We start from the raw sequence: 11763 nt of genomic DNA on the forward strand, positions 1-11763 counted from the left end.
CCGTGACGAAATAAAAGTGTCACTCAGATCACAGGCGGAAGCCTTCACCTAAGTAAACACGTTTAACTTGCTCATTTGCCAAAATTTCTTCTGGTGAACCATGGGCAATAAGGTGTCCTTGACTGACGATATAAGCACGTTCACACACATCTAAGGTTTCGCGTACATTATGGTCGGTAATTAATACGCCCAAGCCATAATCGCGTAGATGTTGGATAATTTTCTTAATATCTAAAACGGAAATAGGGTCAACACCGGCAAAAGGCTCATCCAATAAAATAAATTTAGGATTTGCCGCTAGCGCCCGTGCTATCTCTACACGACGGCGTTCACCCCCTGATAAAGATTGCCCTAAACTATTACGTAAGTGACTGACATTAAACTCTTCAAGTAGCTCTTCTGCACGATCTTTTCGTTGTTCGGCCGTTAAATCATGGCGTATTTCTAAAATTCCCATGATATTGTCATAAACGCTTAAGCGTCTAAAAATAGAGGCTTCTTGTGGCAAATAACCAATACCCTTACGCGCACGCTCATGTAACGGGAGTAAGGTAATATCTTCATCGTCGATAGTAATGCTACCCGCATCACGGGCGACAATACCTACCACCATATAAAAGGTGGTGGTTTTCCCCGCACCGTTAGGGCCAAGTAAGCCAACAATCTCACCGGAGTTAACATTGAGGCTCACATCACCGACAACGGTGCGCCCTTTGTATGCTTTTGCTAAATTTTCAGCTTTTAACAGCGCCATAAAGTGTTACTTACCTTTGTTGTTAACACCGGGACCTTTCTCTTGTAACTGAGAAGGGAGTAAAACGGTGGTGACTTGTTTTCCCTTACCGCTAAATGCTTCCATTTGTTGTGTCGGTACGAGATAAGTGATTTTATCACCGGTGATATTACTGTCTAATTGTTCAAGATAAGCCTTACCTGTTAAGGTCACCAGCTCTTTGTCCATCTCATAGGTCATTTTATCACCACGACCTTTGATTGGTTTACCATCATCTTGTAACTGATAGAATGTCACAGGGTTACCAAAAGCTTCAATCACGATTTTTTTAGAATCGCCACCAGGACGTGTAACCACTACTTTATCAGCTCTTATATCAATAGAGCCTTGTTTTACCACAACATTTTGTGTGAAAGTGGTAATGTTTTTTTCTAAATTAAGTGACTGTTTCTCGGAATTAACAACAATAGGTTGTTGTGTATCATCTTTAAGTGCCATAACTGGGACACTTATTGAGAATAACGTACTGATAATTAGTGTATTACGGATTTTTCGATTCATTAGGGATCTCATAATAGGTGTTCACCTGTTCAATCAGCTCTGCACGTTTTTCACGCAGATTGCCTCGCATTTTTAAGCCGACTGATTTCAGTCCGACGCCGATAATAGTCACTTCATCATCAGAGGAAACATCTTGTGTATCCAGATCTGCGATAGCATTTTCTGTGCTGATCCGCTGAAGTTGGGAGTCATCAGTTAAACTATCAATTTGAACGTCGCCATAAAGATAGAGCATTTTACTGTTTGTCAGTTTGGCTTTATTTGCACGCACTGTCCATGTTGCATCTCCTGTCGGCGAATAAGTCGTTAAGACAGGATTAGTAAACCATGTAAACTTTTGCTGAGCATAGTTTTTGACATCATCAGCAACTAGTTTATATCCCAGTATACCTGTTGGTTCATAAACAAAGGATATTGATGATTTAGATTGGTAGGTGGGTTGACCATCTTCAACAATCTTTCCATCATCAAGCTCAGTATTGTTAGTATAGTTCCAGCCAATTAGCCCAAGAGCAATAATGGCTAAAATCAGGGTAAACCAGGATTTTAATTTATTCATTCTGTGTCGTTATACGTTTAAATCGATAAACCTTTAGCTTCTTCAAGTCGACCTTGGGCTAATAGGATCAAATCACATAATTCTCGTACTGCACCGCGTCCACCTAAAATATGGGTAACATAGTCGGCACGAGGTGTGAGTAATGGATGGGCATCAGCAACGGCAACTGACAGTCCTACTTTTTCCATTACCGGTAAATCAATCAGATCATCGCCAATATAGGCTGTCTGTTCTGGTTTAAGGTTTAGTGTATCTAACAGTTGTTGATACGCCAAAAGCTTATTATGCTGTCCTTGGTAAAGATATGTAATGCCAAGTGTTTTGGCTCTATCTTCTAAAAGCTTAGATTGACGACCCGTAATGATAGCGACCTCAATACCCGATGTAAGTAAACAACGAATGCCATAGCCATCACGGACATTAAACGCTTTCAACTCTTCACCGTTATTGCCCATATAAATAAGTCCGTCAGACATCACACCATCAACATCGCAAATCAGCAATTGGACTTTTTCTGCTTTTTGCATTATTTGCTTGCTTACTGCACCGTAGCAGGTCTCTATCATTGTATTCATCTTTATCCTTATGAGCGCATAACAAGCTTAAACAACCCCAGCTTGCAATAAATCGTGCATATGTAAAACACCTAATAAAATATCACTATCTGGTTCAGTGACTAACAGTGAAGTGATATGCTTTGCTTGCATTAAATTAAGCGCTTCTACCGCTAAGCTATCTGGGGAAATGCGAATTCCGCCTTTCGTCATTACATCTGATATTTTGGCATTATTAAGGTCAATACCTAAATCAAAGATACGACGCAAATCACCATCAGTAAAAATACCGTTAATCAACATATTATCATCACAGATAACGGTCATACCTAATTTTTTACGGGTGATCTCTACCAGTGCTTCGCGTAATGTCGCTTCTTTGCTGACGCGTGGAATATCATCATCTTTATTCATTAAATCACTGACATGAAGCAATAATTTGCGCCCCAATGCACCACCGGGATGCGATAGTGCAAAGTCTTCCGCCGTAAAACCTCGAGCGCGCAATAAAGCGATAGCTAAGGCATCTCCCATCACCAGTGTTGCCGTCGTGCTGGTGGTAGGGGCTAAACCTAACGGACAAGCTTCTTTAGGGACTTTTATACAAAGATGAATATCAGCAGCTTTCCCCATTGTACTTTGAGGTGAGCGTGTCATACAAATTAAAAGGATCTGTTTACGCTTGAGGACAGGGATAAGGGCGAGAATTTCACTGGCTTCACCTGAATTTGAAATTGCCAGCACAATGTCTTTTTCTGTCACCATACCTAAATCGCCATGACTGGCTTCACCGGGGTGAACAAAAAAAGAAGGGGTGCCGGTACTGGCAAAGGTGGCGGCAATTTTATGCCCAATATGACCTGATTTTCCCATGCCCATAACAATCACTCTTCCCTGACAGTGAAAGATTTTTTCACAGGCAAGAGAAAAATCGTCATTGATATATTGTGCTAACTCAGCTAATCCTTCTTGTTCAATTTGAAGAACCTTTTTACCTGCTTGCTGAAAATCAAATCCGGTCATTTTTTTGTACCATTTATTTTAGGTTAAGAGAGAATGTGCAACGCACAACACCGTAATATAAACAATAAAACAAACTAATAAGAAAATCCCCTTTCCACGGTTTAGCCGCTGTTTGCGCCCCAATGAAAAGAGTGAGAAAAGTAGGCCCGCGGCCACCAGCACAGTAAAACTAAAATAGAATGCTTGCATATTAAATGTGCTAGGAGAGAGTAATGCGGGCATGCCTAGCACAAAGGTGAGATTAAAAATATTAGCGCCAATAATATTGCCTAGAGCCAGTTCATTTTCACGTCTTAAGGCTGCCACAACGGTCGTTGCTAATTCAGGTAAACTGGTGCCAATAGATAGCAAGGTTAGTCCAACTAAAAAACCGCTGAGATGATACTGTTGCATGATGATAAAAACATTATCAATGATCATTCTTGTTGCAACAGGGATTATCAGTAATGCAATAACCACCCAAAATAGGGCAACAGAATTACGTGGATTAGTTTGTAATTCAAAACGTGAAAGTGTCTCTAGCGGTAACACATGGCGCACTTGTGTTAAGGTTTTATGGAGCATTTTTATCATTAGAAAAAGAGAGGCGAAGCCGATGAAAAAAAGTAAACAGCCTTCTCTCAACCCTAGATGACCATTAGAAACCACCAGTCCTGCTAATAAGATGACTATAATCATCAAAGGAAGTTCTTTTTTTAGTACCGCAGATTGGATATTCATGGGATAAATCATCGCTCCAATCCCAGCAATCAGTAGCAGATTCGTTAATGAAGATCCTATTGCTGTACCTATCGCTATCTCGGGTAAATTGTGGATGGCCGCGTCGGTTGCAACAAAAAGCTCCGGCAATGAAGTACCCATTCCCACAATAACAATACCGATAACGGCAGGAGGGAGCTTTAATGATTGAGCAAACACACTTGCACCATACACCAGTCGGTCTGATGCATAGACTAATAACATCAACCCAACAATGAGAAGAGACAAAGTAATCAACATGCCATCAGTTTTCCAACAATGAGTGAAAAATAAAGAAAAAACCAATAAGACAGGGCTGATAAAAAACATTATTGTCAAAAGGTTTTGCTAATTCACCATATTTTGACTAGCCAAGCACGAAAAGTAAAATCAACCGTGCAATAAATTGCTAAATAGTGGTGATTTCTTTGTAACATTGACAATGACCTGCCAAAATAGCGTATAAATTTTGTTTATGCAGACAGGCTTAAGGACGTTTTATTCATGAACGCACAACCAGACAATTTAATTGAAGTGCGCAATATGAACTTTACTCGCGGTAGCAGAAAGATTTTTTCGCAAATCAATCTGGATGTGCCTAGAGGAAAAGTGACTGCAATAATGGGGCCTTCAGGGATAGGTAAAACCACCTTATTACGCTTGATGGGGGGACAAATTCTGCCTGATAGTGGTGATATTTGGTTTGATGGTGACAATATTCCTAAGTTATCACGCTCTGCTTTATATCAGTCAAGAAAAAAAATGAGTATGCTTTTTCAATCAGGCGCCCTTTTTACTGATATGAATGTATTTGAAAATGTCGCCTTCCCATTAAGAGAGCATACTAATTTACCCGAGGCGTTAATTCACACTACCGTGATGATGAAGTTAGAAGCGGTAGGGTTAAGAGGGGCAGCTAATTTAATGCCATCTGAATTATCGGGGGGAATGGCGCGCAGAGCCGCTTTAGCAAGAGCGATAGCCCTTGATCCAGATTTAATCATGTTTGACGAGCCATTCGTTGGACAAGATCCCATTACCATGGGGGTATTAGTAAAACTGATTGATGAATTAAACCATGCATTAGGGGTCACTTGTGTGGTGGTGTCTCATGATGTCCCTGAAGTACTGAGTATTGCCGATTATGCATATATTATTGCAGAACAGAAAATCATTGCTCAGGGAAGTGCAAAAGAGCTACAGGAAAATCCAGACAGACAAGTAAGACAGTTTTTAGATGGTATTGCTGATGGACCTGTACCTTTCCGTTTTCCTGCGGGGAACTATCAGGATGATCTATTAGGACGAGGTAATTAGTACGTGGTTAATTTACTAGCGCGGTTAGGCGCGCGATCACTGTCGATTTTTGCGACTTTTGGTAGAGCCGGCATCATGCTATTTCGAGCATTGATCGGTAAGCCTGAGTTTCGTAAGCAGTGGCCATTATTAATGAAGCAACTGTACAGTGTTGGTGTTCAGTCGCTACTGATCATTATGGTTTCTGGACTTTTTATTGGCATGGTTCTTGGTTTACAGGGCTATCTAGTACTGACGACATTTAGTGCGGAAGCGAGCCTAGGTATGATGGTCGCGCTTTCTTTGTTACGAGAGTTAGGTCCTGTAGTGACGGCACTATTATTTGCTGGACGCGCAGGTTCAGCACTGACCGCAGAAATAGGTTTAATGAAAGCAACAGAGCAGATATCCAGTTTAGAAATGATGGCTGTCGACCCTCTTAGACGTGTGGTTGCGCCACGTTTTTGGGCCGGGTTTATTAGTATGCCATTGCTTTCACTGATCTTTGTTGCGGTGGGGATCTGGGGTGGTGCTATTGTCGGCGTGGATTGGAAAGGCATTGATGAAGGCTTTTTCTGGGCATCAATGCAAGGTGCGGTTGAGTGGCAAAAAGACTTAGTGAATTGTTTTATTAAGAGTGTCGTGTTTGCCATTACCGTGACTTGGATAGCGCTTTTTAACGGATATGACGCAATCCCAACATCGGAAGGGATTAGCAGAGCAACAACGCGTACCGTTGTTCATTCATCGTTAGCCGTATTAGGTTTAGATTTTGTGCTAACTGCACTGATGTTTGGGAATTAAGTCATGCAAAGTAAAAAAATTGAAGTTTGGGTTGGTTTATTTGTTGTTATTGCACTGATAGCGGTTGTCTTTTTAAGCTTAAAAGTGGCTGATATTAAAGAAGTGGGTAATCAACCTACTTATCGTGTCTACGCAAGTTTTGGTAATATTGGTGGTTTAAAAGAGCGTTCACCGGTTAAAATCGGTGGGGTGGTTATTGGTCGCGTTGCCTCTATTACCTTAAAAGAAGAGATGGAAGGTAACTATCGTCCTGAAGTTGCTCTCGATATTTTAAACATTTATGACCATATTCCTGACAGCAGTTCTCTTTCTATTCGCACATCAGGTTTATTAGGTGAACAGTTTTTGGCCTTAAATCTCGGCTTTTATGATGAAGATTTAGGTTCTGATTTTCTAAAGGATGGTGGCAGAATTACCAATACCCATTCAGCCATGGTGCTTGAAGATTTGATTGGTCAGTTCCTTTATAAAACCGGTGACGGAGATGGAAAAACAACCTCTGACTCAAAAACGCAAACCGAACAACCAGCATTACCTTAATGCTCATTCGCTTACGGTGTGGTTTATTTAGTGCACCGTATTTACTGAAATATAATCCCAAGAGGAAGCGAGTATGTTTAAACGCTTATTAATGGTCGCATTATTGGTGATAACACCTTTTGCGATGGCGGTCGATAAAACCAATCCTTATGCTTTGATGGAAGATGCCGCGCAAAAAACCTTTGATAAATTAAAAACTGAGCAACCAGAAATCCGTAAAAATCCGGAACTGTTACGTGAGATTGTTCAACAAGAGTTGTTACCTTATGTACATATCAAATATGCCGGAGCATTAGTGTTAGGGCCTTATTATCGTAATGCAACGCCGGCTCAGCGTGATGCTTACTTTGCCGCTTTTAAAGATTATCTTGCACAAGTATATGGTCAAGCATTAGCAATGTATGAAGGGCAAGAATATCGCATAGAACCCGCTAAACCTTTTGCGGATAAATCAAACTTGACTATTCGTGTCACTATTATTGATAAAAATGGTCGACCACCAGTACGCCTTGATTTTCAATGGCGCAAGAACAGTAAAACGGGTGAATGGCAAGCCTATGATATGATTGCCGAAGGCGTTAGCATGATCACCACCAAACAAAATGAGTGGTCTGATATTTTAAGTGCGAAAGGGGTTGATGGTTTAACTAAGCAATTAGAAATTAGTGCCAAAACACCGATTACATTAGATGAGAAAAAATAGTATGTCAGCTTCGTTAAATTGGCAAAAAGAGGGTGAAATACTCTCTTTCCAAGGAACGCTAGATAGAGAAACGTTATTGCCAGTTTGGCAACAACGTAAAGCGTTATTAGCTGATATTAATATCATCGATATTTCTCAACTTGATCATATTGACTCAACAGGATTAGCACTTTTTGTCCATCTAAAGGCCGAAATGGAAGCACTTGAGCGTCAATGTGTTATTCAAGGTGTTAGTGAGCGCTTTCAAACGCTAATCACACTCTATGATCTTGATGAAATTATGAATATTGCTTAATGCTTTTCCCGATAAAGCAATAAAAAAATCCCCCTTATTGATACTTTTATCATTAAGGGGGTTTTTCATGGTTTAAGAGTAGGCCGGATTCTATTAGGATAGGCAACTGATTATTATTTTAACGTTGAGATTGAGCAATTATGGATACAAATGAAATCAAACAAGTATTAATGGATACCCTATCTTTAGATGAAGTCATTGTTAATGGTGATGGCAGTCATTTTCAGGTTGTGGTTGTTGGCGCGATGTTTGAAGGAATGAGCAGAGTGAAACAACAACAAACCATTTATGCCCCTTTGATGGAATATATCGCAGATAATCGTATTCACGCTTTATCTATTAAAGCCTACACACCTGAAGAGTGGAAAAGGGATCGTAAACTCAGCGGGCTTTAATTCAGTAGGTATACAGCGTACAGCAAAATAAAAAAGAGAGTTCTACAGATGGATAAATTTAGAGTACAAGGGCCTACCTGCTTATCCGGTGAGGTCACTATTTCAGGCGCAAAAAATGCTGCACTACCAATTCTGTTCGCTGCTATCCTTGCCGAAGAGCCAGTAGAATTAACCAATGTTCCTAAGCTAAAAGATATTGATACCACCATTAAGTTACTTAATCGTTTAGGTACTAAAGTCGAACGCAACGGCTCTGTTTTTGTTGATGCTCGTCATATCAACGAATTTTGTGCTCCCTATGAATTAGTTAAAACGATGCGTGCCTCTATTTGGGCATTAGGGCCATTAGTTGCACGTTTCGGACGTGGTCAGGTTTCTTTGCCGGGTGGTTGTGCGATTGGTGCGCGCCCAGTTGATCTGCATATTACAGGTTTAGAGCAGCTTGGTGCGGAAATTACGCTGGATGAAGGTTATGTGAAAGCGCGTGTTGATGGTCGCTTAAAAGGGGCACATATTGTAATGGATAAAGTGAGCGTAGGTGCCACTATTACCATTATGACTGCCGCTGTTTTAGCAGAAGGTAAAACCATTATTGAAAACGCGGCGAGAGAGCCAGAAATTGAAGATACCGCGAATTTTCTTAATACCTTAGGCGCAAAAATCAGTGGTGCAGGCACCGATAGCATTACTATTGAAGGGGTCGAACGCCTTGGTGGGGGAACCTATCAAATTTTACCAGACCGTATTGAAACAGGGACATTCTTAGTCGCGGCGGCGGTTTCTCGTGGTCGTGTTGTTTGTCGCAATGCTAAACCAGATACGCTTGATGCGGTATTAGCTAAATTACGTGAAGCGGGTGCTGATATTGAAACGGGCGAAGACTGGATAAGCCTTGATATGCATGGTAAACGTCCTAAAGCGGTGACTCTGCGTACGGCACCACATCCTGGTTTTCCAACCGATATGCAAGCTCAGTTTAGTCTTTTAAATCTTGTGGCTGATGGAGCAGGAATGATCACTGAAACGATTTTTGAAAATCGTTTTATGCATATTCCTGAACTTATCCGTATGGGGGCTCATGCTGAAATCGAAAGCAATACTGTACTTTGTCATGGTGTTGATAAGCTTTCAGGCGCTCAAGTGATGGCTACCGATTTACGTGCTTCTGCCAGCTTAGTATTAGCCGGTTGCATTGCGGAAGGTACGACGATTGTTGATCGTATCTATCATATCGACCGTGGCTATGAAAATATTGAAGCCAAATTACAGGGTTTAGGGGCTAAAATCGAACGTCTACATTCTAATGACTAATTAAGTTTAGTTACCCTGTTATCGTGATTAAAAACCATAGCACTTTATTGGTGCTATGGTTTTTTATTATTCATCAAGCGTATTTATAGATTTTTCACTAAGTTAACAGCATCTTGGTTATTAATGTTTTTGCTTACATAGTTTTTTAGCATGACTCTATTTGATACAATAAGCGAAAACCACTTACTTTCCCATGCTTTATAGGCGTGCCAAGAATATCCTATAGAATAGTCTTTACTCATATGATTCATCGAATGAAATACCGCTTTAAGATATATTTTTTCTAAGGATGTATCTTTTATTTCGATAATTGTTGCAAGATAAATTAGCCAATTTGCTAAATGAACATATTGTTCCCATGCACTATTTTCGCTCGTTAGTTTTATTTTTTCCTGTATTATTTTTTCTATCATATTCATTGCCTTGGCATCTGTCACAAGAACACTAAATGCAGCTAAGGACATAATTATTTCATAAAAATTATTTTCAACCTTGAGAAAACTTTTAGAAAAGCTGTGTTTTCCACTCAGTACTTTTTCGATATTCTCTAACGAATCTTCTACTCTTTTTTGTACATCTTGAATTTTTGAATTTAATTTATCAAAAAAGTCATGAATATCTAAATTATCAATGACTCTAATGCCATAACAATGAAAATAATACTCTTTTAAATAAGATTCTACTTTCTTTCTCGATACTAAAAACATAGAGGAACCAATAACATTTTCTCGTGAGAAATTTTTGTACTCATTAATAATTGCTTTAAGATTAGTGTCTCCAAGAGAATAGCCTAATATAACGATTGTATTTTCATAAATCATGGAGCTTATTTTCTTAGAAAAATAAGAGTTATAGTTTATAAATTTAAAATAATCATCAGAAGTAACTACCATATTACTAGGCGAATCAATAGAACCATGAACATGATAAATTTTTGTACTGGAAGATGCTTTTGGTATTGGTAAACCAGGTGCAAGAGATTGACATTTTTTTATTGGGATCATTTCTTCGATAAGTTTATCATAATTTGTTGTTATTATTCTTATTGAATTATTATCTAAGAAATTCTTTACATGCTTATTATCTTTTGATAAATGAATTTCTTTTATTATTTCTGCTATCTTTTCATGTAAATTTTCTCCTTTTTTTTGATATTCAATATAAATAACTTGAGCCGCTTCTTCTAAGCTTAATGGATTTTTTGCATCTTCGGGAAAAAGTGATTTTTTGACTTTATTTAAACCATCTAATTTATCACAGGCTTTTTCAAGTAAAGATTGCCAGCCAAGAGCTTTGTTATTCGTTAGTGCTTTAGAAAAACCGGTTCCTGTAAACAAACATAATCTATTTGCTGCCGCTGAATAGGCTATTTCATATATTTCATTCACTTTTTTTACCCCATGTTTTGTAATATAAGTATGTTAAGTCATCTAATTTGAAATTGATAAAATCACCATTATTCATTTTTACAGGTGGTAATTCACTAAATATAAATAAATAAAGAGGTTTTGGCGGTGTTGATAGTGCTATTTTATCTAATTCTTGCCGAGAGGTTCTTTTATACTCTGATTTATTTACAAGACGTTCAGAAATAAAAAATGTTGGCTTGCAAATTAAGTCACCTTTTTTCATTTTTTTATCAAAACGGACAAGGTAATAATTATCTATACGCTTAACCCAAGCTTTACCGAAGTATATTCGAGGTTCATCTACATATTCGCTTAGATCTTTTTTATCATTAATATAAATGAAGAAATCTCTTAAATGGATCTTTCCTTCTGCAATATTGAGAAAGAAATTTTTTTTATCGATAAAATCATTAACGAGTCCTGATAAACGCTTTTTTGAATGACGTGTTTTATTACTATTTTCGCCATCAATATTTTTTGTTTTTAAGCGTTTGTTGATGCCATCTTCCTCTTTTGATGAAGGGATATCATGAAATTTAGTTTTATAAGGTGTTGAGAGATCAAGCTCAACAATATCATCGAGAATAAAAGGAAGAGCCTCTGGATCTTCTTTCATTTTTTTTATTCTACGAAATTCATTTTCTTCATTGATCCCTATTTTACATGTATCACTATGTTCAGAAACAAATTTAAAATGAGGAACTCTTTTTCGTAATCGGTTTGGTTTATCAAGATTGGCACAAGTTACTTGGGCATGACAATCAGGTTCAGTACATTCAAAAAGATATTTTGATGTTATTATTTTTTTTGAAAATAAATTATCAGCTTCTTCTGCTGTAATA

15 protein-coding genes are annotated in these 11763 nt (G+C 38.5%); 7 read left to right on the forward strand and 8 right to left on the reverse strand.

The genetic code is table 11. The features are described from left to right. Positions 1 to 28 precede the first annotated feature (28 nt). Genes lptB through AACU98_RS12960 form a run of 6 tightly spaced genes read right to left on the reverse strand, consistent with a single transcriptional unit; the run spans position 29 to position 4429 of the window. Positions 29 to 754 carry an LPS export ABC transporter ATP-binding protein gene (gene lptB / locus AACU98_RS12935; RefSeq protein WP_004245304.1) on the reverse strand — a complete coding sequence of 242 codons (726 nt, stop codon included), beginning with the start codon at positions 752 to 754 and terminating at the stop codon, positions 29 to 31. Between the two features lie 6 nt (positions 755 to 760). Further along, positions 761 to 1294, reverse strand: a complete 534-nt coding sequence (gene lptA, locus AACU98_RS12940) for a lipopolysaccharide ABC transporter substrate-binding protein LptA (RefSeq protein ID WP_004245303.1) — start codon at positions 1292 to 1294, stop codon at positions 761 to 763. Beyond that, entirely contained in the window at positions 1275 to 1853 is a 579-nt protein-coding gene (gene lptC, locus AACU98_RS12945; RefSeq protein ID WP_004245302.1) for an LPS export ABC transporter periplasmic protein LptC, read from the reverse strand. Before lptC ends, lptA begins: the two co-directional genes overlap by 20 nt. 17 nt (positions 1854 to 1870) lie before the next feature. Next, positions 1871 to 2428, reverse strand: a complete 558-nt coding sequence (kdsC, locus tag AACU98_RS12950; RefSeq protein WP_004245301.1) for a 3-deoxy-manno-octulosonate-8-phosphatase KdsC — start codon at positions 2426 to 2428, stop codon at positions 1871 to 1873. 27 nt (positions 2429 to 2455) lie between these two features. Next, the gene (kdsD, locus tag AACU98_RS12955) at positions 2456 to 3430 is read right to left on the reverse strand and encodes an arabinose-5-phosphate isomerase KdsD (RefSeq protein ID WP_017628220.1); all 975 of its coding nucleotides are present in this window, start codon (positions 3428 to 3430) and stop codon (positions 2456 to 2458) included. Between the two features lie 18 nt (positions 3431 to 3448). After that, on the reverse strand, positions 3449 to 4429 hold the full coding sequence (locus AACU98_RS12960; RefSeq protein WP_036896005.1) for a calcium/sodium antiporter: 981 nt from the start codon (positions 4427 to 4429) through the stop codon (positions 3449 to 3451). Positions 4430 to 4672: 243 nt separating this feature from the next. Between AACU98_RS12960 and mlaF the strand changes: the two genes are divergently transcribed. The 7 genes from mlaF (at position 4673) to murA (ending at position 9512) form a co-directional block, all read left to right on the forward strand. Further along, positions 4673 to 5485 (forward strand): phospholipid ABC transporter ATP-binding protein MlaF, encoded by an 813-nt coding sequence (gene mlaF / locus AACU98_RS12965; RefSeq protein WP_004245298.1) that lies wholly within the window; start codon positions 4673 to 4675, stop codon positions 5483 to 5485. 3 nt (positions 5486 to 5488) lie between these two features. Next, positions 5489 to 6268: a lipid asymmetry maintenance ABC transporter permease subunit MlaE gene (gene mlaE / locus AACU98_RS12970; RefSeq protein WP_004248921.1), complete on the forward strand. Its 780-nt coding sequence runs from the start codon at positions 5489 to 5491 to the stop codon at positions 6266 to 6268. Between the two features lie 3 nt (positions 6269 to 6271). Further along, positions 6272 to 6808 (forward strand): outer membrane lipid asymmetry maintenance protein MlaD, encoded by a 537-nt coding sequence (gene mlaD, locus AACU98_RS12975; protein ID WP_004252690.1) that lies wholly within the window; start codon positions 6272 to 6274, stop codon positions 6806 to 6808. Between the two features lie 73 nt (positions 6809 to 6881). Then, positions 6882 to 7511 (forward strand): phospholipid-binding protein MlaC, encoded by a 630-nt coding sequence (gene mlaC, locus AACU98_RS12980; protein ID WP_004245295.1) that lies wholly within the window; start codon positions 6882 to 6884, stop codon positions 7509 to 7511. Position 7512: 1 nt separating this feature from the next. Beyond that, complete coding sequence (mlaB, locus tag AACU98_RS12985) at positions 7513 to 7806, forward strand: lipid asymmetry maintenance protein MlaB (protein WP_012368836.1); 294 nt, start codon at positions 7513 to 7515, stop codon at positions 7804 to 7806. 140 nt (positions 7807 to 7946) lie between these two features. Then, positions 7947 to 8201, forward strand: a complete 255-nt coding sequence (gene ibaG, locus AACU98_RS12990) for a BolA family iron metabolism protein IbaG (RefSeq protein WP_004245293.1) — start codon at positions 7947 to 7949, stop codon at positions 8199 to 8201. Between the two features lie 48 nt (positions 8202 to 8249). Continuing rightward, positions 8250 to 9512, forward strand: coding sequence for a UDP-N-acetylglucosamine 1-carboxyvinyltransferase (gene murA, locus AACU98_RS12995; protein ID WP_004245292.1), 1263 nt, complete (start codon positions 8250 to 8252; stop codon positions 9510 to 9512). Positions 9513 to 9595: 83 nt separating this feature from the next. Here murA and AACU98_RS13000 read toward each other — a convergent pair whose 3' ends face one another. Together AACU98_RS13000 and AACU98_RS13005 are read right to left on the reverse strand one after the other, a co-directional pair. Beyond that, complete coding sequence (locus tag AACU98_RS13000; protein ID WP_161734859.1) at positions 9596 to 10900, reverse strand: SIR2 family protein; 1305 nt, start codon at positions 10898 to 10900, stop codon at positions 9596 to 9598. After that, positions 10893 to 11762, reverse strand: coding sequence for a hypothetical protein (locus AACU98_RS13005; protein WP_337247555.1), 870 nt, complete (start codon positions 11760 to 11762; stop codon positions 10893 to 10895). The genes AACU98_RS13000 and AACU98_RS13005 overlap by 8 nt, the downstream gene beginning before the upstream one ends. Position 11763: the final 1 nt, after the last annotated feature.

Origin of the sequence: Proteus sp. G4380 (assembly GCF_963885725.1) — a bacterium.
In the GTDB taxonomy this organism is placed as follows: Bacteria; Pseudomonadota; Gammaproteobacteria; order Enterobacterales; family Enterobacteriaceae; genus Proteus; species Proteus mirabilis.

Excerpts from the sequence above, each read along its gene's own strand:
- mlaD (WP_004252690.1), top strand. The coding sequence starts at position 6,272 with ATGCAAAGTAAAAAAATTGAAGTTTGGGTTGGTTTATTTGTTGTTATT.
- AACU98_RS12960 (WP_036896005.1), bottom strand. The coding sequence starts at position 4,429 with ATGTTGATTACTTTGTCTCTTCTCATTGTTGGGTTGATGTTATTAGTC.
- murA (WP_004245292.1), top strand. The coding sequence starts at position 8,250 with ATGGATAAATTTAGAGTACAAGGGCCTACCTGCTTATCCGGTGAGGTC.
- lptB (WP_004245304.1), bottom strand. The coding sequence starts at position 754 with ATGGCGCTGTTAAAAGCTGAAAATTTAGCAAAAGCATACAAAGGGCGC.
- ibaG (WP_004245293.1), top strand. The coding sequence starts at position 7,947 with ATGGATACAAATGAAATCAAACAAGTATTAATGGATACCCTATCTTTA.
- mlaF (WP_004245298.1), top strand. The coding sequence starts at position 4,673 with ATGAACGCACAACCAGACAATTTAATTGAAGTGCGCAATATGAACTTT.
- mlaB (WP_012368836.1), top strand. The coding sequence starts at position 7,513 with ATGTCAGCTTCGTTAAATTGGCAAAAAGAGGGTGAAATACTCTCTTTC.
- mlaC (WP_004245295.1), top strand. The coding sequence starts at position 6,882 with ATGTTTAAACGCTTATTAATGGTCGCATTATTGGTGATAACACCTTTT.
- lptA (WP_004245303.1), bottom strand. The coding sequence starts at position 1,294 with ATGAATCGAAAAATCCGTAATACACTAATTATCAGTACGTTATTCTCA.
- lptC (WP_004245302.1), bottom strand. The coding sequence starts at position 1,853 with ATGAATAAATTAAAATCCTGGTTTACCCTGATTTTAGCCATTATTGCT.
- kdsC (WP_004245301.1), bottom strand. The coding sequence starts at position 2,428 with ATGAATACAATGATAGAGACCTGCTACGGTGCAGTAAGCAAGCAAATA.
- kdsD (WP_017628220.1), bottom strand. The coding sequence starts at position 3,430 with ATGACCGGATTTGATTTTCAGCAAGCAGGTAAAAAGGTTCTTCAAATT.